Source organism: Natronobacterium haloterrestre (assembly GCF_900112205.1).
GTDB classification, from domain to species: Archaea; Halobacteriota; Halobacteria; order Halobacteriales; family Natrialbaceae; genus Natronobacterium; species Natronobacterium haloterrestre.
Window position 1 is genome coordinate 1 of record NZ_FOKW01000005.1, and the last position, 24,646, is coordinate 24,646.

A 24,646-nucleotide genomic window follows, 5' to 3' on the forward strand; every position below is an offset into this window, starting at 1 on the left:
CTACCTCCGTGCCAAAGGCCGGAGGGAACGTGGCGACCTGCGCCACGTCGTTCGCATTATCACCAAATGCCGGGTGCATATATAAGGCCGTCGAACCAGTTCCGCACCGAAACCCACTACCATGGGACGATTATTCACTTTCGTTGTGCTCGAGTCACACTAATAAACGGCCCAGCGGCTCGAGGCGGGACACGAAAGGGGGTCACGACAGTTCAGCGCAGGCTCGGTCAAAATGTCACGCGGGCGGAGGCCGGCCAGTCATCCCGCCCTGGCAGACTCGGTCGGACCGGATGAGACCCGCGTGTTCGCACACGAGTGCGCGCGTGTAATAAGGAACACGGTACCGGTACCGGGTAACGGTACCGTCCCGTTATCGGATTCGGGTATGAGCGTGCTCGAGACAGGTCACAATTCGAGAGGGTCGGAGACGTTCGAGCGGTGCCGCAGTCGGGCGAACACGTTCGGAGAGCGGCCGAATCAACCGGCGACGGGCAGAACGCATCGATGCCAATAAACCCCGTGGGTCGTAACTGGGGTACGAATGGTCCGGGACCCGATCGCTTCGGAGTCGACGCCGTCAGCGGAAGAGATCTGCGCTGCGCTCGACGACCCCGACTGCCGAGAAATCATCCGGAATCTCGACGAACCTATGACGGCCTCTGAACTCACGAACCGCTGTGAGATCCCGCAGTCGACGCTGTATCGAAAGCTCGAGTTGCTAACCGAGTCGACGCTGCTCGAGGAGACGACGGAGATCCGCCGCGACGGACACCACGCCAGCAAGTACGCCGTTGCTTTCGAGGATATCACGCTCTCTCTGGACGAAAACCGCGAACTGGCTGTCGAGATCGAACGCCCGGCCAGGAGCGCGGACGAGCGACTCGCGGAACTGTGGTCGGAGGTTCGGAAGGAAACATGAGCCCACACGCCACCAGTGGGATGGAAATCGCACTCGCTCTCGCGGCCGTCAAGACGCTGATGCTCGTGACGGGGGGTATCATCACGTACTTCGCCTTCAAGGCCTATCAGCGGACGAGACAGCGGGCCCTGGGGCTGCTCGCGTTCGGGTTCGGGCTCGTCACCTTCGGATTGGTGCTGGCCGGGATGCTCTATGAGGTACTCGAGGTTCCGCTCGCGGCGGGGATTCTGCTCGAGAGTCTGCTCGTTCTCGCGGGCTTTCTCGTGATCGCGTATTCGCTGTACGTGCAGTAAGTGTGGTGTGGTCGTCCCGGCTTCGACGCCGGGTGTGTCGAACCTCTTCTCCTCTGTTTTCGGTCGCCGTTCGGTTTCGCCGTCGCTGTCCTCGTGACTGGCGACGGATAGGACGCGGTCGGGCTATCGGCTACCTGAAGCCGAATGGGCCTCGAGGCACAGCGAGAGAAGACAGACGGGCGGGGAGGGCAGAAGCGAAAGTCAGCGGTTCAGCGTGTGGATCGCGTGGCCCAGCGCGTTCTCCGCGGCCTCCATGACCGACTCGGACAGCGTGGGGTGGGCGTGGACCGTCGAGGCGACGTCCTCGAGGGTCGCGCCGAGTTCGATCGCGAGTCCGAGTTCGGCGATCAGTTCGGAGGCCTCGGGGCCGACGATGCCCGCGCCGAGGACGTACCCCTCCTCGGCCTCGGCGACGATCTTGACGGAGCCGTCGGCGTGGCCGGTCGTCAGCGCCCGACCGCTCGCGTGGAACGGGAACTCGCCGGTGACCGTCTCGAAGCCGGCCTCCTCGGCCTCGGCTTCGGTCATCCCGACCGTCGCGATCTCGGGGTCGGTGAAGACGACTGCGGGCATCGCCTGGTGGTCGATCGCGGCGGGTTCGCCGGCGATCACCTCGGCGGCGACCTCGCCCTCGGCGCTGCCCTTGTGGGCGAGCATCGGTTCCCCGGCAACGTCGCCGACCGCGAAGACGTGGTCGACGTTCGTCCGCGCGCGGTCGTCGGTCTCGATGAAGCCGCGGTCGTCGGTCTCGACGCCCACTTCCTCGAGGTCGAGCGTGTCCGAGACGGGTTCGCGGCCCACGGCGACGAGGACCTTCTCCGCATCGAGTTCGAGCGACTCCGTCTCGACGGCTTCGGCACCGCCGTCGGCGGCGACGTCCTCGGCGGGGTCGGCGACGACGCGGATGCCGTCGCCGGTTTCCTGCCACTCGGAGGCGGTGTAGCCGAACTCGAAGTCGATGCCGAGTTCGTTCGCGCGTTGCTTGACCGGCCGCTTGAGGTCGTCGTCGTAGCCCGGCAGGATCGAGTCGAGCATCTCGATGACCGTGACGTCGGTGCCCAGCTTGGCGAAGACGCTTGCCAGTTCCATCCCGATGTAGCCCGCGCCGACGACGACCAGCGAGTCCGGGACGGAGTCGAGGTCGAGCGCCTGCTTCGAACTCAAAACGGGGTCGTCCCCGTAGGAGAAGTTCGGGATCTCGATCGGACGGGAGCCGGTCGCGACGATCGCGTGTTCGAACTCGAGCGTTTCCGAGCCCTGACCGTCGCCGCTGTGGGAGATCCGGGCGGTGTTCTCGCCGTCGAACTTGGCGGTGCCCTCGAGCAGGTTGACGCCGTTTGCTTTGCACAGCTTTTCGACGCCGCCGGTGAGCTGGTCGACGACGTCGTCCTTCCAGCTCACCATGCCCGCCATGTCGACCGCGGGATCGGCGTGGATCCCCATCTCCTCGGCGTGGCGGGCCTCGTGGGCGACGTCGGTCGCCGTGATTAGCGCCTTCGAGGGGATACAGCCGTAGTTCAGGCAGGTGCCGCCGTAGGCGTCCTTCTCGACGAGCGTCACGTCGAGGTCGAGTTGTCCGGCCCGGATCGCGGCGACGTAGCCGGCCGGTCCGGCCCCGATGACCAGCACGTCCGTGCCGGTGGTGACGTCTCCGACGACCATTTACGATCCCTCCGTCGCGTTCGATGCCACTGTGGTGTTCGGTTCCATTGTCGTACTCATCGTTACTCGAGCAGTAGTAGGTTCGGGTCCTCGAGGTACTCCATGACGGTGTTCGTGAACTCGGCGCCGACCGCGCCGTCGATCAGCCGGTGGTCGAAGGACAGCGACAGCGTCATGACCGAGCGCGGTTCGATCCGTTCTTCGCCGTCTTCCTCGACGACGCGGGGCTTGCGCTTGATCTCGCCGACCGCCAGGATTCCCGACTCGGGGTAGTTCAGGATCGGCGTGGCGTACTCGCCGCCGATACCGCCGATGTTGGTGACGGTGAACGTCGACCCCTGCAGTTCGTCGGGGCTGATCGAGCGCTCGCGGGCGCGCTCGACGAGTTCGTTCATCTCCGAGGAGAGCTGCAGGATGCCCTTGCCGTCGGCGTCCTCGAGGACGGGCACCATCAGCCCGACGTCGGTCGCGGTGGCGATCCCGATGTTGTGGTAGTCCCGGTAGACGATCTCCTCGTTGTCCTCGTCGATCACCGCGTTCATCTCGGGGTACTCTTTCAGCGCCGCGACGACGGCCTTCACGATGAAGGGCATGTAGGTCAGCCGAATCCCCTTCTCCTCGGCGCGGGGCTTGAGCCGTTCGCGGACCTCGACGAGTTCCGTCACGTCGACCTCGTCGTGGTGGGTGACGTGTGGCGCGGTGTACTTCGACTCGACCATCGCGTCGGCGATGCGCTTGCGGACGCCGCCGAAGTCCTCGCGGCGCTCGCGTTCGCCGGGCGCGAACGTCCCCTCGTCGCCGACGGGTTCGCCGGCCGCGACGGCCTCGCGGTCGGCCTCCTGGGCCCGTCGCTGGGCCTGGGCGTACTCGCGGACGTCCTCCGGGGTGACGAACGCCTCGCCGTCGCGCTGCTCGCTTGCGGGGACGGCGTCGAGGTCGACGCCTTCCTCCTCGGCGATGCGGCGGGTCGCGGGCGCGGCGAGGGTCCGGTCGCGGTCGGCGGATTCGACGGACGCGGGGGGCTGCGCTTGCGCCTGTGACGTTCCGGTCGACGAACCACCGACGCTCGAGGTCGCGTCCGCAGTCGCACCGGCACCGGCGGCTTCGCTCGCCGTCTCGTCGGTCGCGGCTGTGGCCTCGGCCTCGGCGTCGCCCGTAGGCTCGGGTGCGGTGCCGGCCGCGGCCTCGACGTCGGCCGCGGTGATCCGACCACCCGGACCGGAGCCCTCGAGGGCGGCGAGGTCGACGCCCTCCTCGCGGGCGAGTCGGCGGACCCGCGGCGGGGCGAAGACGCGGTCGGTTGGGGTGGCGACCTCGTCGGTGTCGCCGCCGGTCGCGCCGGGGCTGCCGGCGGTTTCGGGCTCAGGTTCGGGTTCGGGTTCGGACTCCGCTTCGGCATCGGCTTCCGCAGCCTTGGCTTCGGCCTCGGCCTCGCCCTCCACCTCGAACGTGATGAAGACGTCACCGACCGGAATCACGTCGCCTTCCTCGAAGTGGCGTTCGACAACGGTCCCGTCGACCGGCGCGGGCACGTCCACGAGGGCCTTGTCGGTCTCGACCTCGGCAACCGGCTGGTCCTCGCTGACCGTGTCGCCTTCCTCGACCAGCCACGAGACCAGTTCGCCCTCGGCGACGCCCTCGCCGACGTCCGGCAGTTGGAACTCGCGTACCATGTTAGAACTCCATCGCCTCCCGAATGCCCGTCTCGACGCGAGCCGCTTCGGGCAGGTAGTAGTCCTCGAGCGCGTACAGCGGGAACGGCGTGTCGAAGCCGGTGATGCGCTCGACCGGTGCCTCCTGATACAGCAGCGACTGCTCCTGGATCGTCGCGGCGATCTCGGCGCCGAGCCCGCCCGTCTTGGGGGCCTCGTGGACGACCGCCGCGCGGCCGGTCTTCTCGAAGGATTCGACGATGGCGTCCTCGTCGAGCGGCGACAGCGTCCGCAGGTCGACGACCTCGACGTCGATCTCGCCCTCGAGGTTCTCGGCGGCCTCGAGGGTCGGCCGGGTCATCGCGCCCCAGGTGAACACGGAGATGTCCGAGCCCTCGCGGCGCACGGCGGCCTCGCCGAGGGGGACCTCGTAGGATTCGGTGGGTACCTCCTCGCGGAAGGCCCGGTAGATGAGTTTCGGCTCGAGGAAGAGCACGGGGTCGGGCGAGCGGATCGCGCTCGTCAACAGCCCCTTGGTGTCGTAGGGGGTCGACGGGATGACGACTTTGAGCCCGGGCTGGTGAGCGAACATCGCCTCCGAGGACTCGGAGTGGTGTTCGGGGGCCCGGATACCGCCGCCGTAGGGGGCTCGAATGACCATCGGGCACGTGTATCGACCGCGCGAGCGCGTCCGCAGGCGCGCGGCGTGGGAGACGACCTGGTCGAAACCGGGGTAGATGAACCCGAGGAATTGGATCTCGGGGACAGGGCGCATCCCGTAGGCAGCCATCCCGACCGCGGTGCCGAGGATGCCCGACTCGGCCAGCGGCGTGTCGATGACCCGCTGGTCGCCGAACTCGTCGTACAGCCCCTCGGTGGCGCGGAAGACGCCGCCGTTCTCGCCGACGTCTTCGCCCATGACGACGACGTCGTCGTCGCGTTGCATCTCGGTGTAGAGGCCGTCTCGAACCGCCTGGACGAGCGTCAGGTTCTCCGATTCGACCGCGTCCACGTCCGGTTCGGCCTGTACGTCCGCATCGGTGTCGGAGTCTGCGTGCGTAGCCATGTGTTATCCCTCCAGCAGTGCGTCGTCGCCGTGTTCCTCGCGGATCGATTCGAAGTACTCGAGCTGGCGCTGGAGTCGCTTCGGCATGCCCTCGTAGACGTGGGCGAAGATCTCCTCCGGATCGGGGCGCTCGACGGATTCGGCCGCGTCGATGGCGTCGGCAACCGACTCCTCGATACGGGTCTCGATCGCGTCGACCCGCTCGTCGTCGAGCATCCCGTTGTTCCGCAGGAACGTCTCCATCCGCGGGATGGGATCTTTCTGCTTCCAGCGTTCGACCTCCTCGTCGTCACGGTAGACCGACGGGTCGTCCGCGGTGGTGTGGGCACCGAAACGGTACTGGACGGCCTCGATCAGCGTCGGCCGGAGTTCGTCCTCATCGGGGTTTTTCGCTTTCTCGACGGCGTCGCGGGTGACCTTGTACACCGCCAGGGGGTCCATCCCGTCGACCTGGACGCCCTCGAAGCCGTAGGCCGTCGCTTTCTGGGCCAGCGTTTCACTCGCGGTCTGGCGCTCCCGGGGGACCGAGATCGCCCACTGATTGTTGTTACAGAAGAAGACGTTCGGCGTGTCGAAGACGCCGGCGAAGTTCAGCCCCTCGTGGAAGTCGCCCTCCGAAGTTGCGCCGTCGCCGAAGTAACAGAGGAAGGCTTTGTTCTCGCCTTTGAGCTGTGAGGCCCAGGCGGCACCCGTCGCGTGCGGGATCTGGGTCGCGATCGGCACCGCGACCGTGAAGATGTTGGCGTCCTCGGGGATCTGATTCCCCTCCTCGTGACCCATCCAGTACAGCAGCGTCCGCTTGAGCGACAGCCCCCGAACCAGCCCGGTGCCGTGTTCGCGGTAGCTGGGGAACACCCAGTCCTCGTCGTCCAGGGCGTGGGCGCTCCCGATCTGGGCCCCCTCCTGCCCGGACAGCGGCGGGTACGTTCCCATCCGCCCCTGTCGCTGGAGGCTGACGGCCCGTTCGTCGAAGTGCCGGGCCAGCCGCATCTGTTCGTACATCTCGAGCAACTCCTCTTCCGAGAGGTCAGGTACCTCGGCGTCGTCGAGCACCTGGCCCTCCTCGTCGAGAACCTGTACTCGCTCTCGGGGATCGCGCTGTAGCGTACTCACGGGTAAACCCACCTGCGCATGTTGCAACGATCTATCGCTCACGTTAAAGGATTTTCGTAAATAGTTTACTATCAGTGAGATTCTTGCCCGCGCGGACGGGAGGCGTCCGGGGAATCCCGGGCGGACCGATCAATCGTCCACATCCCTTCGAGAGCGCGTCATCCCCCACGATCGATCGGGTAGGACCGGCCTACCGGCTCTCGAGGTCGAACGGAAAACGAACGCGAGAAAGAACGGGAAATCCAGTTACTCCGCAGTCGAAACGGGCGAGTCGCTCGAGTGCGCGTCGCGTCGCGCCTCCTCGACGCTTTTGCCGTCCCGGAGCACGGCGTCGACGAACAACTCGCCTGCCTTGTACGACGAGCGGACCATCGGGCCACTGGCACAGTAGAGGAATCCTAACTCCTCCTCGGCGACCCGTCGCCAGGTCTCGTACTTGTGCGGGTGGTCGTAGCGCTTGACCTCGAGGTGGTCCCGCGAGGGCCGCAGATACTGCCCGAGGGTGACGACGTCGACGCCCCGCTCACGCAGATCCGCCAGCGTCTGGTAGACCTCGTGGTCGTACTCGCCGTGGCCGAGCATGATCGAGGTTTTCGTGTAGATGTCCGATTCGCGGTCGACCTGCTCGAGGACCGAAAGCGACTGTTCGTACCCGGCGCGGCGGTCCCGGACGGGGAACTGCAGGCGCTCGACGGTCTCGACGTTGTGGGCGATCACGTCCGGATCGGCGTCGATGATCTTCCGCACGAGGTGTTCCTCGCCCTGGAAGTCGGGGATGAGCACCTCGACGAGGATACCCGGGTGTCGGTCCTTGATCTCCCGGATCGTTTCGGCGAAGTGGCCCGCGCCCTGGTCGGGCAGGTCGTCCCGGTCGACCGACGTGAGGACGACGTAGTCCAGCCCGATCTCGGCGACGGCGTCGGCGACGTTCTCCGGCTCGTCGGGGTCGAGCGGTTCCATCCCGCCCGTCTGGACGTCACAGAAGTTACAGGCCCGCGAGCAGCGGTCGCCCATCAGCATGAACGTCGCGGTGCCGCCCTCGTCGCTGCCCTCGCCGCCGGACCAGCACTCCCCGAGGTTCGGACAGTTCGCCTCCTCGCAGACGGTGTGTAGGTTCCGGTCGCGGAGGGATTCCCGGATGTCGGTGAACTCCCGGCCCGACGGCGGCCGCATCTTGAGCCAGTCGGGCTTTCGAGCGCTGCTCATACCCGAGTCCTCGGGCCCCGAGGGAAAAGTGGTTGCGGTCGTCGAACGAGTCGAACGGGCCGGAACGAATCAAACGGACCGGACGAGTCGAAGCGTCGAACGGCCCGAACGATCCCGGCGGCGTCCGCCGGCCGGTCGGCGAGCGAAACTTTTATTTTATTTACTAATAACCAGTGGTGGTAGATGTTCGACATCGGTCGTGAGGAAATCACAAGCGGACCCATCCCGACGACGCTCGCGATCCTGGCGGCACCGCTGCTGGTCCAGAACCTCGTGCAGGTCGCCCAGCAAGTGATCGATACCCTCTGGCTCGGCCGTCTCAGCCTCGAGGCGGTCGCAGCCGTCGGGTTGAACTTCCCGCTTCTGGGCCTGCTTGCTGCCGTCTCCATCGGGACCAGCGTCGGCACGCAGGTGCTGGTCTCCCAGCGGACCGGCGCGGACGAACTCCGGGGCGGCCGCCGGGCCGCGTTCAACGGGGTTCTCCTCGGGTTCGTCGCCGGCGTGGTGGTCGCGGCGCTGGTGTTCGTCTTCGCCCGTGACATCGTCGGCGTCCTCGGGGCCGAAGCGAGCGTCACCGAACTCGCGGCGCTGTACCTGGCGGCGTACGCGGTCGCCTTTCCCCTGATGAGCGCGAGCGAGTCGCTCGAGTCGGGCTTTATCGGCTGGGGCGATACGCGCGCTGCGCTGTACATCAACGTCGTCGCGGTCGCGGTCAACGTCGTCCTCGATCCGTTCCTGATCTTCGGCTGGGGACCGGCACCCGAACTCGGGATCGCCGGTGCCGCGTACGCGACGGCCGCCGCCTACGGCGTTGCCCTGCTGTTCGGGATCACGCTCGCGCTCGTTGGACGCGACGGGTTCGCCCTCACCCGCGAGGTCTGTGCGTTCGACGTCGGTGACTGGCGCGAGATCCTCGACATCGGCTGGCCGACGGCGGGCCAGCACGTCTCGAGCCAGTCGGCACGGGTGGGGATGATCTGGCTCGTCGCCGCCGTCGGCGGCGCGGCAGGGCTCGCGGCGTTTACGGTCGGCGCGCGGGTCGCGACCATCGCCTTCGTCCCGGCGATGGGGCTCCAGCAGGCCGCCCAGAGCATGATCGGCCAGAGTCTGGGCGCGGAACTGCCCGAGCGCGCCCGGCGGACGACGTGGGTCGGCGTCGCCATCGCGGCCGGCGCGCTCTCGGTCGTCGGCGCGATCCAGTGGGCCATCCCCGAGACGCTGTCGGTGCTTTTCGTCCCCGACGCGACGGCCGCCGAGGTCGAGGTCGCGGCGCGGTACCTCGAGATTCTCGCGTACGGCTACTGGGCGATCGGCGCGACCTACCTCCTGCAGGCGGGGTTCAACGGGGCGCGACGCACCCGCACGAGTCTCGTCGCGACCCTCCTGCAGTACTGGATCGTCCGGCTACCGATCGCCGCGGGGGCGGCCCTCCTGCTGGGCTGGGGCGTCGTCGGCGTCTTCTGGTCGGTCACCGCCTCGAACGTCGCCGTCGCGGTCGGTCTGGGCTGCTACTACTGGTACGAGACGAGCAACGGGATGAACGTCCGCGCGGTCGACGTCGCCTCCGGAGAGGCCGACGCGGCCGACTGAGTACGACGCCTCGAGAGCGAGCGGCAGAAACCACTCCCTACCCACGATAGCTTTACGGGAACGAGCGGAATACGCCCCTCCGTGAGCCGTCCGACGCCATCGACCCACCCGGACTGGCTGCATCTCTCCGGCGAGGAGAACGTCGTCTGGGAGAGTCGGCCGCACCCGGTCACGATGGGCGTCAGGGTGCCGATCGGGCTGGCACTCGTCCTCGCGGGGTTTGCCGTGGCCGCCTGGGGCGTCACCGACGGGGGCGTCGGGGGCCTCTCCCTGGTGGGAGTCGCGCTCGTCGTCCTCGGCATCGCGCTCGTGCTCGTCCAGTACGTCGTCTGGACGAACACCCGATACGTGATCACCTCCGAGGAACTGTACAAGAAACGCGGCATCGTCTCCCGGAACGTCACCCAGTTCCGGATCGACCGCGTCCAGAACACCGCCCTCGAGCAGGACGTGCTCGGCCGACTGCTGGGGTACGGCGACCTGACGATCTACACCGCTGGCTCGGGCGACCCCGAACTGACCTTCGAACGGACGCCCGAGCCCGAGCGTGCGAACGGCGCGTTGAACGAACAGTTGGGCGAACTCGTCGATCGGGACCGAAATCAGTCGAGGTAACCCGACGACCCGCGACGGCCCTGACCGGGGAAGGAAACGCCTTTCATCGCCCGCACCCCGTATCCGTCTGATGGAGGTCGCCGAGGTTCTGCCCGAATTCGCCGACGCCTTCGCGTTCGAGGAGTTCAACCGAATGCAACGCGAGGCTCTGCCCGCCTTACTCGAGTCCGAGGCGAACGTCGTCGCGAGCGCGCCGACGGCCTCGGGCAAGACCGCCCTGGCGGAGCTGGCGATCTGCAAGGCGCTCGCCGACGGCGGCACCGCGCTGTTTATCGCCCCGTTGCGGGCGCTGACCAACGAGAAGGAAGACGACTGGAACCGCTTCGAGGATCTCGACTACTCGGTGTACGTCGTCACCGGCGAGCGGGACCTGAACCCGCGTCGTGCGCGCCACGCGGACATCCTCGTGATGACCCCCGAGAAACTCGACTCGGCGACGCGGAAACACGACTCCCGGCGGTACGACTTCGTCACCGACGTCGACGTCTGTGTCATCGACGAGGTCCACCTGCTAGACGCCGACCGGCGCGGGTCGGTGCTCGAGGTCACTATCTCGCGGCTCCGTCGGCTCTGTGATCCGCGCATCGTCGCGCTGTCGGCGACGATGCCCAACGTCGACGACGTGGCCGCCTGGCTCGACGCCCCCGAGGAGACGACCTTCGAGTTCGGCGAGGAGTACCGGCCGGTCGACCTGAACGCGGGGGTGAAGACCTACACCCACGGCGAGAACTCCTTCGCGGACAAGTACCGCCGGCTCTACCGGGCGCTGGACCTCGCGGAGCCACACCTTCGGGAGGACGGCCAGGCGCTCGTGTTCGTCTCCTCGCGCCAGGACACGGTCCGTGCCGCGGAGGCCGCCCGCGACGAGATCGCCGAGCGCGACGTTCCGATGGGTGCCCGCGGCGACTACGACTTCCACACCGAATCGAAGGAACTGGAAAACGATACCCTCCGCAACTCCGTGTTAGACGGCGTGGCCTTCCACCACGCCGGCCTCTCGAAGAACGACCGCGACCTCGTCGAGGAGTGGTTCAAGCAGGGCCACATCGAGTTGCTGTTCTCGACGTCGACGCTGGCCTGGGGCGTCAACCTGCCCGCCCGCTGTGTCGTGATCCGGGACACGAAACTGCACGACCCCCTCGAGGGCGAGGTCGACATGAGCCCGCTCGACGTGCTCCAGATGCTCGGCCGCGCGGGACGGCCAGGGTACGACGACGTCGGCTACGGCTGGGTCGTCTGCGACGGCGCCGACGCCGACAAGTACCGGCGCCTGCTGAACGAGGGCAAGGAGATCGAGTCCAGACTGGCCGACAGCTTAGAGACCCACCTGAACGCCGAGATCGCGATGGGGACCATCACGGACCTCGAGGACGTGATGGACTGGCTCGAGACGACCTTCTACTACGTGCGGGGCCAGTCGAAACCCGAGGCGTACGACTTCCCGAACCTCCGAAAGCGGGTGCGGGACTGCCTCGAGGAACTGGTCGAGCGCGGCTTCGTCGAGACCGGCGAGTCGGGCGACCTCTCGATCGAGGCGACCCCGCGGGGGGTGCTCGCCTCGAAGTACTACCTGCGCCTGGAGACGGCCGCGTCGTTCGCCGCGCTCTGTGACCGGGTCGCGGACGCCGACGGGGAGGACGACGACCTCGAGACCGAGGACGTCCTCGCCGCCGTGGCCGGAGCCGCGGAGTTCGAATCGGTCTCGGCCCGCCAGGACGAGCGCGAGGCCGTCAACGCCGTCCTCGTCGGTCAGGAAACCGAGGACCTCGAGGCCGGCCAGCGGAAGGTGCTGGCGATCCTCCGGTCGGCGGCCAGCGGCACCACCCCCGCGGAACTGCAAAGCGACGCCTGGGTCATCCGGCGGAACGCCACCCGCCTGCTGTCGGCGCTCGGGGCGTTCCTCGACCGGTTCGTCGGCCCGCACGCGGCGAACCTCGCTCGGCGGGTCGAGGCCCGGATCGAGAACGGCGTCGCCGAGGACGCGGTCGGGCTGACCGCCATCGACGGCGTCGGCCCCGGCCGCGCGAGCAAACTCGCGAAGGAGGGATTGTCGACGCCGGGCGACGTGCTCGAGGCCGAGATCGAGGGGCTGATCGACGCCGGCCTCTCGGAGGGGGTCGCCGAGCAGGTCTACGAAGGCGCCCAGTCACTGCCCTCGATCGAGATGGACTGGGGCGCGTTCCCCGAGACGATCGCCACGGGCGAGAACGAGGTCCACGAGGTGACCGTCCGGAACGTCGGCGAACCCGCCCGCGCCGGGATCGAGGTGACCGTAAACGGGACCGAGATGACGAGCACGAACACCTTCCTGCGAGGGTCCGAGACCGTCCCGGTCGGTGTCTTCGGGGCCGACACGGAGGAACTCGAGTTCACCGTCAGCGTCGCGTTCCCGGAGGAACCCCTGTTGCCGGTCGAGCGGCACCGAACCGTTTCCGTCCGCTGACCGGTCGCCGCCCGTACTGGTCGCGAGGCCGATACTTCTTTACCCCTCTACTCGCCAGTTGTGCTACATGCAGATCGACCGTTTGGGGGGAGGACGGTGGCCGTTCGGCGATCCGCCGGCGGTCGCCACCGACCGGGGAGCCGGAACGTCGTTCCCGGAGCTGATCGATCCGGCCGTCGCGTCGCTCGCGCGGGGAGTCGCCGCCCTCGAGCCGGCGGCGGGCGTCGCGGGAGATCTCGGCACCGGGGTCGGCCTCGCGCTCGCGGTCGGCGGGTTACTCGTCCTCGGGGGCGGACTCGCTGCCGTAGTTCGCGCCCGGTCGGGATCGACCGCAACAGCCGCGAACGAAGGGAGAAACGAAAAGGGGACGTCGACTGACTCCGGCATCGACGGCGATTCCGGAACGGACGATAGACCGTCGTCCGCACCGGACGGAGACGAGGACCCGCGAGTCGTGTTCGAGGAACGAATCGGGGACGGGACGCTCGAGCGCCTCGAGCCGATCGCGCCCGCGGCGGTCGACCGGGCCCGGGCGTTCGACCCGGATTCGGCTACGGACCCGAAACGGGAGATCGACCGACTGGAACGCGAGTTGCGCACCGCGCTCGAGGACGCGATCGCCGACGGTCGCCTCGATCCGGGCGTCACCTCCACGTTCGGCGAACCCTACGAGATCGTGAACCTGCCGAGCCAGTACCGCGAGGTCACGCTCCCGCCGTCGGACGGGACGATCCACGTCGCCGACGTCGAATCCGTCGCCGCGGACGTCCTCGAGGAGGAACGACACGTCCGCAACGCAGCACGGACGATCGGGACCCTGTCCGACCACTGCCGCGAGATCGAGACCTACGTCCGCCGCCAGGAGGAGGCGTTTACGGACCGCCGCGAAGCCGTCGAGGGGACGCTCGCGGACGTCCGGGACCTGGCCGACCGGCTCGAGGACGACCTCGGGGACCGCATCGGCGAGTTCGTCGTCGAGGGCCGACACGAATCGATCGACGGCGTCGTCGAGATCGAACGCCTGCTCTCGGACGCGACCCGGGCGCTGCACCGCTGTACGTTCGACGAGGCGATGCGGACGCTGGACCAGGCCCGGGCGAGCAGCGACGAATTGCTGGTGACGGTGGACTTCCTCGGCGGCGTGGTCGGAACGGTCGATCACGGCCGGGGGACGATCGACGTCCCGGAGGAGGTACCGCTGGCGCTCGTCGCCGACGTCGTCCCGCTCGTCACGCGCCGGTACGACGTGGCGGTCGACCTCGATCGGGAGGCGCGGGAAATCGTCCTCGAGAGGGTCGAGAAGGAGAGCGAGAGGGACCGCGATCGCCAGGGCGAAACCGGCCGGAAGGGGATCGATCCCGGCTCCGGTCCCGACTCCGATCCTCCTCCCGCTTCCTCGAGCGATCCGAAGTCGGGAGACAGCCGGGAAACCGATCGAGAACGAGCACGCGAGGCGGTCACCCCCGAATCGGTCGCCGACGAGGTCCTGTACGTCCTGCGGGAACTGGACGGGGTCGGCGACGCCGCGAGCGTCGAGTGCCAGACCGAGCGGCTGCCGGACCCGGTCGCCGAACCGGCCGTCCTCGAGGAACTGGCGCGGTTCTGCCGGCGCCAGACCGACGTCGTCGTCGACGTCGAGCTACAGGAGGGCGCACCGCCGGGCTTCCTCGAGATCCGATTCGACGAGCACACGGGCGTCGACGCCGGTCTCGAGACGCTCCGGGAACGGTTCGCGGACAGGTACGGCGGATGATCCGGCCGACGGGGGCGCCGGCGACCGGAATCGACCCCCGGCGTACGACCGCCGGCGAGACGACCCGAAACCTAAAGCACGATCCGACGAACGAGTACGACATCCGAACATGAGCACTATCTGTAAAATCTGTATGAAACGGGCGGACGAGTGGGACGGCAACTCGCTCGTCGAGCACGTTCGCAACGCACACGGAGACGAACCGGCGTCGGTCGAACAGGTGTATCCGGACCTCGAGGAGGAGGTCTTCGCGGAGCCCGAACCCGACGAACCGGAAGCCGAGGACGGACTGGAATCCGGCGCGGGGCCCGGGTCGGTCGGTTCGGGCGGGAGTCGCGGACCAACCGAGACCCCGAGTGACGACCTGATGGACGACCCCTACGGGAAGAAGTGGTACCTCGTGGGGGTCGGCGGCGCGGGGAACAACATCCTCGATGCGATCCTGCTTCGCCGGGACACCCTCGAGGCGAACAACGAGCGCCGCGCCCGCATCTGGAACGGCGGACTCGCCGGCTACGGGCCGCTGAACACGAACGTCAGCGAACTCGAGCAGACCTACTACGCCCAGGAAGAGAAGGAGTACAGCCGGAACGACCTCCTTCCGAACTGTATCATCGGTTTCGGGAAACACGACTACGCGGGGGCCGGCTACCGCTGGGACATCGGGAAGAAACTCGTCGAAGCCGACTTCGCGGACGACGGCGACCCCTTCCGTGAACGGTGGGACCTGCGGAAAGACCGGATCCAGGACTCCCAGGCGGTCATGTTCGTCCACAGCGTCACGAAGGGGACCGGCTGTGGTTCGACGCCGGTGCTGGCCGAGAAGATCCGCGAGGAGGTCCTCGAGGACGACCTCGTCGTCCCGAAGCCGCTGTTCAGCAGCATCGTCATCCCCTCGAAAGGAACCGAGTACTCGGAGTTCGGCGGCCGTGCGAAGGTCAACGGCGTCGTCGGCCTCGCCCGCGCCTCGCGGACCGTCGACGCGATCATTCCCTTCGACAACAACCGGCTCGAGAACGTCCAGGCCGACATCAGGCCCCGGATCGAGCGCCTCGAGGAGTACAACCCGCCCCAGTATCGGGAGATCAACAAGCCGCTCGTGGCGTTCCTCGAGGCGTTTACCATGTCGTCGGTACCACAGTTCCTCGACCGGGACGCCACCATGTCGATCATGGGCGACGTCTTCGATCCCGCCGACAGCTTCCGGCCGGTCCAGGACAAGTACGAGCGCGACCCCGACAGCGAGTTCACGCCGGCGGTGATCCTCGCGCCCGTCCTCGGCCGCTCGCGGGCGAGTTCGTTCGACCGATCGAAACTCGAGATTCTGGTCCGGAACGCCCTGTTCCAGAACAAACTCGCCGAGTTCGACCCGACGACCGCGTGGGGCGGCACCTTCCTCGTTTACGGCCCCGAAGAGAAGATGGAGGAGGTCACGAAGTTCGTCTCCGACGGCACGCTCGCGAACATCATCGGCGACGAGCAGTTCCTCGATGCGGGGAACGTAAGCGGCATCGAGTCGGTCGATATCCACGTCAAGCAACTCGTCACACCCTATCTGGACGACGTCTTCCTCTGGGGGACGCTGTGGAACCCCGAACTGCCGTCGCTCGAGGAGATGTACGACCACGCCCAGCGACTCAAACAGGAGGGCAACAGCCAGCAGGCCGAGAACGTTCGGGACGCGTGGGAACACGTCGAGGCGCTGTTCTCCTGTCTCGGGCGGGAGAACATGGCCTGACCGTAGTTCGAAGTCGGTCCGACGGCCACGTTCCGTTCCGTTCCGTTCCCGTCGACGTGCGAACTCCGGCCGACCGGAACCGGCATCCGATCGACGGCACCCTCTCTCGCGGATTCGAAATATTCTCGCCCGTTCGAGTTAGTACAGAAAAATATCGTCTGAAACGGACATATCACGGCAGAAGGTTAATCACGGCCTGAGTGCATGGCCTCTGCAATGGCAGGGGACGTCAACAACATCCGGTGGAAGATCGGCTGGTCGCCGTGGAGCGTCATCATCGGCATCACGGTCGTCTTCACGCTGGTCGGTGCGGGGGTCGAAGAGGTCGGGGCCTTCTTCGTCCTCGGAATACTGGCCGGAGTTATCACGTGGTACTGGGGAGTCAGGGAGATCAACGACAAGTATCGACCGTTCGTCAAGAAGTTCATCGGGGAGTCCGAGCGCAACGCGAAACGGGGGATCGACGTGGAGGACGCGAACCTCTACAACCTCACGTACAACTCCGGGAGTTCGCCGCTGCTGGTCGAACCGTCCGATACCTACTACAACACGACTATCGTCGTCACCGAAACCTCGATCAATCTCAACAAGGGGGCCGAGTACGACATGAAGTCCCGGTCGGGCGTCGGCGGCGGGACCAACAAAGAGATTTACTACGATCAGGTGACCGGCGTCCAGTCCCACCAGGACGGCGCGTTCACCGAACTCGAGATCAAGACCTCGGGCGGGGGATCGACCCGAATCAGTTCGAGCGCGACGGATACCGTCGACGAAGTCGTCTCCCAGGTGCGCCAGCGCGTCCGGGAGATCAAGAATCCCGGGAGCAGTCGGCGGAGCCGACGAGAGGGCCGCGGACGCGGGGCCGAAGCAAACCAGCAGGTGGGATCGTCCGCTGAATCGGCCGATCCCGATCCGGATCCCAGTCGCGATGTCAGCGGCGACAGCCAACCCAGCGAGAGCGGCGCGTCCGAATCGACTCCGCACCCGGTGACGACGGTCGCCGACGACGTCGCGTCCCGAACCCGGCCGAGCGACCCGCTTGCCGGCGAACTGTGTCGCGTCCTGTCCGCTTCTTCGCCCGACGAGGGGCGCGTCGAGGACGTTCTCGAGGACGTGGTCGACCGTCTCGAGCGTGCTGGCACGGTAGCCGACGCCGTCGCCGACGTCGACGATGCGACCGACGAACGACGGGTCGAAGCGGCGAAACGGTCGCTTGCCGCCCAGGAGGGACCGATCGCCGACGGCGTCGAACCGGTGTTCGAGCGGGTACTGGAACTCGAAACCGAGGTCGCTGAGGCGAGGTCGGAGCCGGCCTCCGCATCCACGTCCGCGTCCGACGCCCGGCCCGACGAGAACCGACGGGAGGAAATCGCCGAACTCGAGGCCGAACTGGACCGGTACCGGCGAACCTACGACCGGATCGAGGACGCCGCCGGAACCGTCTGCCGGGAGGCCGCCCGGAACGGGGGCCTCACCTTCCGGACCGACGAGGTCGACGATCGGACGGTCGAACTCGCCGACGCCCTCGAGGACGGCGAACTCGTCTTCGATACCCCGGGGACGGACCTGGCACCGATCGTCGACGAGGTCGAGCGAACGGTCCGACCGCAGACGGCACAGTCCCGGGAACTGCTCGAGATACTCGGCGACTCGGGATGGGAAGAGTCGGACGTGTCGGCGGTGCTCGAATCGACGGTCGAGACCGTCGACGAACACGCCGAGTTGCGGGCCGCGGTCGCCGACATCGGAACGAACGACGTTCGACGGCGGCTCGATTCGCTGGACGACGAACTGCAACGCGAGGAGGGCGCGATCTACCGTCACCTCGCCGACCGCGTCCGGGAACTCGAGGCGATGGTCGACCGCGACGGGGTCGACGACGTTCAGTTGTACGCGATCTACCAGGAGTGTACGTTCTACGATCGAACGCTCCTGCCACGGCTCGCCCGGTCCCGGTCCGACCAGGGATCGGCCGACGTCCAGCGACTCGCATCCGACGTCGAGTCCCGGGTCGCGACCATCGAAGACGAGTACGTCAGCGTTCGAGCCGACCACAACCACACCATCCCGAACCACTTCCTGTCGCTGGCCCGTGACCTCCGCCGCGAGGCGGCGACCCTCGAGGAGCGGAATCCGGAGCGGGCCGCCGGGATCCTGTCGGCGACCGACGAACTGCTCGGGCACGTCGAACAGTTGTACGAGCGAAACGAGTACAGCGTCATGCTCCGGCGTCTCCGGGGCTGATCCCCGGCGGAATCCGTTCGTCGCCGGACATCGGGAGTCGACGGCAGTCCACGCCGGCCGTCGAGAACTGCAACCGGGCCGACCAGGCCGACAATGTACTTATATCTGACACTACCTGGACGGCGTCATATCGACTCGTCTTATGGAAATCGAGAGCGGTGTGGTAGTATTCGACATCCAGGATTCTATATATTCACTAATTCGGCCACAAATAACGAGTAGATGGGCGAATAAAACAGGATATCGGCGAGGGCCAGTATCTTTATTACGCGGTACTCGAGTACTAACTACCGTCGGAAAATGTACCGTTTAGCGACTATTTTTCCGTATGAAATAAACAACGGGCTGATATTCACATGACGTACCTGTTCGTAGGGGCGGGACAGGCAGGGGGAGCAATCGTCGACGCGATCTTCGATCACACCGACGACTCGATGCTCGGGCTGTTCGAGTCGACCGACATCTCGACGCTCGGTCGGCCGCTGGTCTTCAACTCGACGATGCGGGACCTCCAGAACCTGTCCAACGTGCCTGTCGAGGATCAGTACGGCGTCGCAGAACAGCACGGCCTGGTGCAGGGAACCGAACCCGGGTTCGAGGAGATGGTCACCGGCGGCTTCGGGCGCAACCCGGCCGCGGCCGACGAGGTGATGAGCGATCACGCCTCGGAGCTACAGACGATCTTCGGGGAGAAGTTCGACGGCGGCTACGAGACGGCCTACGCCGATGACGAGGGCGACGAGGAGGAACCCGCCGTCGATCCCGGCCGATCGGACACGATCCAGTTCGCCTTCCTCTTTCTCGGACTCGGCGGCGGGACCGGCTGCGGGATCGGTCCCCACCTGGCTCGAGAGATCAAGGAGTTCACCGACGGTCGAACCAAGGTCGTCGCGGTCGCCGTTCTCCCGAACACACGGAGTAACGCCGACGACGAGACCAACGCCGGGCGGCAGGCCTGGAACGCCCGCTACGGGCTCGACCGGCTCGAGGACGAGGTCGACGGGATCATCCTCGTGGACAACCAGCGGATCTCCTACCTCAACTCCGCCGGCGGCGAGTTCGGCGAGTACAACGAGTACGTGGCGACGGCGATCCACGACATGGTCGCCGGCCCGATGCTGAGCAGCGTCGACGCCAGCGAGGTCGACGGGGTCGATACCCCGGACATCGACGTTCAGGACATCGTGACGTCGCTGTCGTTCGGCGTCGGTACTGACGAGTCGCGGCCGGGTTACGGCGCGATCGGACGATCGGTGACGATGACCCGATCGCTCTCGGGCTACCTGTTGCCGTTCGTCGGCAAACGGGACGTAGACAGCGCGGCGCTGTCGCGGCTGTCAGCCTCCAAGCAGACGGTCGCGAACGCCGACGTCGAGGACGCACAGAAAGCGATCTCGCTGATCAGGGCACCGAGTTCGAACCTCGGGGCGGGCTCGTACAGCGTCGAGACGGGGACGGTCAAGGAGTTCCTCGAGCGCAGTTGCGGGCTGAACGAAGTGAACCTGGGCGTCGCGCTCAGCGACCGGAACCTCGCGTCGGTGACGACCCTTCTGACCTACCGGCGCGAGGATCTCGACCGACTCGAGGAGATCGAAGCCGCGGCGGACGCCTACGAACGGGAAACGGAGGAGTTGCTCGCATGATGCAGCGCTGGTCCCGAACGGTCACGCGGGCTGCGAGCGCGGCCGCCGCCCTCTGTCTCGGGATCGGTATCGCGGTCGCGACCGCCAGTGGAACCGATGAATCGCCGGTCGAAGCGGCGGCTGACGTGACTGGCAAGGCGATCACCACGGTCGAACTCGAGGAACAGGCCCTCGTGGTCGTCGGCGGTGGACTGCTGATCGGACTCGGCTTCGGCATCGTCGTCGCGAGCGGCCTCACTTACTGGTACAAGAACAGACAGATCGGGGGGAAGCTACGATGACGAGCGGACGAACGCGAGCCTCGATCCTGATCGTTTTGGCAGTGGTGACGGTCGGCATCGTCGCCTTTGGCGGCAGCGCCGCGGCAATCGAGGACCCCTGTGAGGGGTACGAGGCCGACGAGCGGACGGTCGTCGCCGTCGTCGACGGTGACGACGAGCCCGAAGCCGAGGAAGTCACGCTCCACGCCGGATCGACGTTCGACCTCGTCTACTGCGAGGGTGACGAACCGGCGACCGGCGAGTGGCTCAACACGAGCGACACGACCGGTTTCGAGGCCGACCGCGACGCGGGGACGGTCGACGGAAGCTACGGGATCACCGTTACTGCCACCGACGGCACGGAGACCGATCGGGTTGCGTTCCCCGACTACGTCGAGACCGACGAATTCGAGGACCGCCCCGACGGCGTCGAGGTCGGGGTCGCCACGAGCGAGTACGCGACCAACGGAACGCTCGAGGGGGTCGACTGGATCGCAGGAGCCGACGGGCAGTACAGCCTCCACGAGCGGAACTACGTCACGGCAAGCGAGAACCTCACGGCCGCCATCGACGAGTTGAACGAGACGATCGCCGCGATCGAGGACGACGACGAGTTCGATCGCGACGACCTCGAGGAGGCGAACGAGACGCTGCACGAACTCCAGAAGCGACACGGGTATATGATCGATAACGAGACGAAGCTGATCGACCACCTGAGAAACGAGACGACGGACGGGAACGCAACGGGAACGTTCGCCGCCATCGAGGCGATCGAAACCGAACGGGCGGATCGGGAAGCCGCCCTCGAGGCCGCGACCGAGAACTACCGAACCGCCGTCGAGGCGGAACGGGCCGAACCACGGTCGACGGTCAGGCTCTTTCTGTTCGGTTCGCTCGCCGGCGGATTGGTCGTCGGGACGGTCGCCGGGGCGGCAGTACCGCTGATCGCCGCGAGACGCGTCGAAGAGAAGATGAAACTGAGCCGGGACGTCAGCTACGACCGCAAGGCGGCGCTGTTGCCGGTGCTGGTCGGTCTCCTGCTGGCGATCGCCGGTATCGCCGTCTTCCTCGTCGTGGCCGACGGCGGCACGCGAGTTCTGGAGGTGATCGGATGAACGGGAACGTCAAGACCGCCGCGGGAATCGGCTTGCTGGTCGTGCTCGCAGCGGCGATCGGGGCCGGCATCTTCGTCTGGTCCGGCTCCCAGGCCGCGACCTGGTTCGTTCTCGTGGGTATCCCCCTGATCGTCGTGGTGGGTATCACGCTGTACGTTCGCGGCGTCGTCGCCCGAAGCGGCACCAGCGAACAGCAGTTCGTACGCACCCGTGCCCGGTCGGTCGCCGAGGAGTTCCAGGAGTGCGTACGACGGGTAAACGACCTCGAGGCCGCCTATCCGAACTGGAGCCCCGGCGTGGACGCCCGCCTCGAGTCGATCGAGGGCGACTTCCGAACCGAGGGAGTCACCTTCGACCTCGAGTCCGGCGCGTTCGACCTCGGGAAGGGCGTCAAAAGCGCCGACCTCCAGACGTTCGAACAGCTCTCGACGGAGATCGAGAGCGTCGACGCGGAGATCGAATCGTCGTTCCGCGAGTTCGGCGCGGCCGAGCAGGAACGCGTCGACGACGGCCTCGAGCGGCTCGCGGAGGTCGACCTCGCAAGCGCCGATCGCGGCTCGTCTCCCGAACTCGATCCCGAGAAGGGAGCGACCGTGCCGGAGTGTCGAGACGCGATCGACGGCCTGCGGGCGGACGCGACCGACGAGATCGAAGCCGCGATCGGGACGGTCCGCGAGATGGGCCGGGGCGACGTCCGGCCGGACGACGCGGACGCCGTCGAACGCGACCTCGAGGACGCCGAGAGCGCGCTCGAGCGGTACGAGTTCGATACTGCCGTCGACCGGGTTCTCGAGGCCCGCGACCGACTTCGCGACCAGTTCTCGGGCTCCTTCGAGAGCGAGCGGGAGTCGCTGCTGGACCTGATCGACGCCGTCGACCGGGCGGACGTCGACGCCTACGTCGACGCCGAGTACGTCGACGACGTCGATCGCATCGAGTCCGAGGTGGAGTCGCTCGACTCCGCGCTCGACCTCGCAGAACTGAGCCGGCCGCGGGCCGACCTGCGCCGGACCTGTATCGACATGATCGCGACGATGGAACGCGACCTCGAGGACGACGTCCGAACGCTGCGGGAAGCGGACCTCCCGCCGGGGTACTACGCGGAGCCGGACGTGGTCGGCGAACGGTTCGTCGACGAACTCGAGGAGATCGACGACCTCGACGCGTTGGCAGACCGCTGGAGCGAGGTCGCGACCCAGCTCCGGGACGCCCTCGAGACGGCGAATACGAAGGCGGCAGTCGTCGACGCCTACGACGACGTCGCCGACACGATCGAGACGACCCTCGAGCGCGAGGGCGAAGTCACCGGCGACGACCTGCCGATGCGTCACGCCGACCAGTTCCTCGGCCTGTACTTCCGGCGCAACGACGGCGTCGAGTTCGACCCCGACGTTCCCGTGCTCAGGCGCGGCGACGTCGAGACTTCCGAACTCGCGGTCGAGGTGACCTACGAGCGCGGTGGCGACGTCCGGACCGCCACGCTCGAGTTGACCGACGGCTACGCAGCGACCGAGACCGTCGAGACGCGGATCGCCGGCACCGCGACGTTCCCGGACGTGCCGGAGGGGACACACACTCTCGCGGCCGATCCGGGCGACGAGGATTTCGCCCCCGTCGAGCGGGAAATCCGGGTCGACGGCGACACGACGATCGACGTCGAGTTCGCCGAGCGCGGCCTTCGAGAGCAACTCTGTGAGGGCGTCGATGCCGACATGGAGGAGGTCCTGCCGGAGATGCGACCCCGTCTCGAGGACCTGTTCGCCGACGAGGGATACGTTTCGACGGCGATGGACTTGCCCGTTCGGGACAGCCACGCACCGTGTCTCCTGGCAGCGTGGGCCGAGGAGACGGCCTACGACGTCTGTCGGGACGGCGACGACGTCGTCGTCTACGACCGCGAGCAACTCGAGCGGGAACTGACCAACGTCGTCCGGTACAACGTCGAGCCGGGCGACCGGCTGACCTTCGACGAACTCGAGCGGAACTTCCTGTCGGCGCCAGTTCCCGATTCGGTCGTCCGGGATGCGGTCGTGGCCGTCGACGCCGACGCGGACGTGGAGTACAGCGTGACGACCACCGAAACAGCGATCGAGGTACGATAAATGGCACGAACGGACACGTTTACGAGATGGAGCGTCATCGCCTCGGGAGAGGGTGGCGGACGAATCGCGTCGCAGTTTTTCGATCGAAGCGAGAATCCGGGGATCGACGACCGGATCCTGGTCATGAACACCAACCGCGCCGACCTCCGGAACACGATCGACCGGATGCAAGGCGGGATGGGGACCGACCGGGACGAAGACGAGATGATGGAATCCCACGCGCTGGAGTTCGGCTCCCAGCAGGGTGCGGGGAACTTCTTCCCGAACGGGGAGGCCTGCGCCCGCGAGGACCTCGATCGGATCGTCGAGAACATCAAGGAGTTCGGCACGACCGACGCGTTCATGCACGTCGCCACGCTCGGCGGCGGCACCGGGAACGGATCGATTCCCTACGTCGTCGATCAGTTCAAGAACGGCCTCGAGGATCTGAACGATAACGGGGCCTCGGAGCGGTGGATGGACAGCGTGATCCACACGGCCTTCGGCGTCTGGCCCTACTACTACGAGCAGCCCCAGCGGCACTTCAACGCCGTCTGTGGTCTTTCCCGGCTGCTTCGAACCGGCGAGGGCGAGCAGAACGGCGACATGGTCCTGCTGGCGGCGAACTCCCACCTGGACGAGGAGGAGAACGGCAACGGCCGCCACTACGACTCCATCAACGACGCGATCATCACTGCGATCGACCTGATGATCGGCGCGGGCCGGGAGACACGCAGCGTCATCGACGTGAAAGACTACGTCACGATCCCGTCCCAGATGGACGCCTACCACTTCACGCCGGCCGTCGCGACCGAACTCAACGGGAACGTCTACGAACTCGAGTACATGCTCGATCAGGCTGCCGAGAACACCTACGTCCCGATGGACGTCGGCACGACCCAGGCGGCCTACGCGATCGTCCGTGCGCCCGAGAGTATGATCGACAACGGCGAGATCACCGAGCCGGACGTCTACGGCGCGTTCCGCGACTGGACGGGGAAACACGACATCAACGTCGCCGGCCAGGCCAGTCTCACCCCCAAGCGAGGCCGGGGAAGCGACATCGACGTCCTGTTGTTGCTCGGCGGGTTCGACCTGAACCCGCTGCTCGAGCACTCCTGGGACGAGTTCGAGATGCTGGGGGACAGCCTCGCCGGCCAGGGTCGCGGCGAGGGCGACCTCTCGCGGGCGGAACTGGATCGCATCGTCGACAACCTCGAGTCGTACGTGGAGCGGAACGCGGAGTGATGCAG

At 66.8% G+C, this 24,646-nt stretch carries 18 protein-coding genes; 13 read left to right on the forward strand and 5 right to left on the reverse strand.

The window, feature by feature from the left end:
- Positions 1-541 precede the first annotated feature (541 nt).
- Together BM113_RS10770 and BM113_RS10775 are read left to right on the forward strand one after the other, a co-directional pair.
- Positions 542-919: a winged helix-turn-helix domain-containing protein gene (locus BM113_RS10770; protein ID WP_007141569.1), complete on the forward strand. Its 378-nt coding sequence runs from the start codon at positions 542-544 to the stop codon at positions 917-919.
- Positions 916-1,212 carry a DUF7521 family protein gene (locus tag BM113_RS10775; RefSeq protein ID WP_007141568.1) on the forward strand — a complete coding sequence of 99 codons (297 nt, stop codon included), beginning with the start codon at positions 916-918 and terminating at the stop codon, positions 1,210-1,212. The genes BM113_RS10770 and BM113_RS10775 overlap by 4 nt, the downstream gene beginning before the upstream one ends.
- 201 nt (positions 1,213-1,413) lie before the next feature.
- On the opposite strand, the gene lpdA is transcribed toward BM113_RS10775, so the two are convergent.
- The 5 genes from lpdA to lipA form a co-directional block, all read right to left on the reverse strand.
- Positions 1,414-2,874 carry a dihydrolipoyl dehydrogenase gene (gene lpdA / locus BM113_RS10780; RefSeq protein ID WP_089787892.1) on the reverse strand — a complete coding sequence of 487 codons (1,461 nt, stop codon included), beginning with the start codon at positions 2,872-2,874 and terminating at the stop codon, positions 1,414-1,416.
- A gap of 62 nt (positions 2,875-2,936) precedes the next feature.
- Complete coding sequence (locus BM113_RS10785) at positions 2,937-4,547, reverse strand: 2-oxo acid dehydrogenase subunit E2 (protein ID WP_089787894.1); 1,611 nt, start codon at positions 4,545-4,547, stop codon at positions 2,937-2,939.
- Position 4,548: 1 nt separating this feature from the next.
- Positions 4,549-5,592: an alpha-ketoacid dehydrogenase subunit beta gene (locus BM113_RS10790; RefSeq protein WP_089787896.1), complete on the reverse strand. Its 1,044-nt coding sequence runs from the start codon at positions 5,590-5,592 to the stop codon at positions 4,549-4,551.
- Positions 5,593-5,595: 3 nt separating this feature from the next.
- A complete protein-coding gene (gene pdhA / locus BM113_RS10795) occupies positions 5,596-6,705 on the reverse strand; it encodes a pyruvate dehydrogenase (acetyl-transferring) E1 component subunit alpha (protein WP_089787898.1) in 1,110 nt (369 codons plus the stop codon).
- Between the two features lie 246 nt (positions 6,706-6,951).
- Positions 6,952-7,911: a lipoyl synthase gene (gene lipA / locus BM113_RS10800; protein WP_089787900.1), complete on the reverse strand. Its 960-nt coding sequence runs from the start codon at positions 7,909-7,911 to the stop codon at positions 6,952-6,954.
- 183 nt (positions 7,912-8,094) lie between these two features.
- On the opposite strand from lipA, the gene BM113_RS10805 reads away from it, so the two are divergent.
- From BM113_RS10805 to BM113_RS10855, 11 genes are all read left to right on the forward strand, one after another.
- Positions 8,095-9,501, forward strand: coding sequence for an MATE family efflux transporter (locus BM113_RS10805; protein ID WP_089787901.1), 1,407 nt, complete (start codon positions 8,095-8,097; stop codon positions 9,499-9,501).
- Positions 9,502-9,582: 81 nt separating this feature from the next.
- A complete protein-coding gene (locus BM113_RS10810; protein WP_089787903.1) occupies positions 9,583-10,116 on the forward strand; it encodes a PH domain-containing protein in 534 nt (177 codons plus the stop codon).
- A gap of 70 nt (positions 10,117-10,186) precedes the next feature.
- Positions 10,187-12,559: a DEAD/DEAH box helicase gene (locus BM113_RS10815; protein WP_089787905.1), complete on the forward strand. Its 2,373-nt coding sequence runs from the start codon at positions 10,187-10,189 to the stop codon at positions 12,557-12,559.
- 67 nt (positions 12,560-12,626) lie between these two features.
- Positions 12,627-14,312: a hypothetical protein gene (locus BM113_RS10820; RefSeq protein ID WP_089787907.1), complete on the forward strand. Its 1,686-nt coding sequence runs from the start codon at positions 12,627-12,629 to the stop codon at positions 14,310-14,312.
- A 109-nt stretch (positions 14,313-14,421) separates the two neighbouring features.
- On the forward strand, positions 14,422-16,050 hold the full coding sequence (locus tag BM113_RS10825; RefSeq protein WP_089787909.1) for an FtsZ/tubulin family protein: 1,629 nt from the start codon (positions 14,422-14,424) through the stop codon (positions 16,048-16,050).
- A 216-nt stretch (positions 16,051-16,266) separates the two neighbouring features.
- The gene (locus BM113_RS10830) at positions 16,267-18,294 is read left to right on the forward strand and encodes a hypothetical protein (RefSeq protein WP_089787911.1); all 2,028 of its coding nucleotides are present in this window, start codon (positions 16,267-16,269) and stop codon (positions 18,292-18,294) included.
- A gap of 356 nt (positions 18,295-18,650) precedes the next feature.
- Entirely contained in the window at positions 18,651-19,937 is a 1,287-nt protein-coding gene (locus tag BM113_RS10835; protein WP_089787913.1) for an FtsZ/tubulin family protein, read from the forward strand.
- Positions 19,934-20,218: a hypothetical protein gene (locus BM113_RS10840; RefSeq protein ID WP_245758026.1), complete on the forward strand. Its 285-nt coding sequence runs from the start codon at positions 19,934-19,936 to the stop codon at positions 20,216-20,218. The genes BM113_RS10835 and BM113_RS10840 overlap by 4 nt, the downstream gene beginning before the upstream one ends.
- Positions 20,215-21,312, forward strand: a complete 1,098-nt coding sequence (locus BM113_RS10845; RefSeq protein ID WP_089787918.1) for a hypothetical protein — start codon at positions 20,215-20,217, stop codon at positions 21,310-21,312. The genes BM113_RS10840 and BM113_RS10845 overlap by 4 nt, the downstream gene beginning before the upstream one ends.
- Positions 21,309-23,414 carry a hypothetical protein gene (locus BM113_RS10850; protein WP_089787920.1) on the forward strand — a complete coding sequence of 702 codons (2,106 nt, stop codon included), beginning with the start codon at positions 21,309-21,311 and terminating at the stop codon, positions 23,412-23,414. The genes BM113_RS10845 and BM113_RS10850 overlap by 4 nt, the downstream gene beginning before the upstream one ends.
- Positions 23,415-24,641: an FtsZ/tubulin family protein gene (locus BM113_RS10855; RefSeq protein WP_089787922.1), complete on the forward strand. Its 1,227-nt coding sequence runs from the start codon at positions 23,415-23,417 to the stop codon at positions 24,639-24,641.
- Positions 24,642-24,646: the final 5 nt, after the last annotated feature.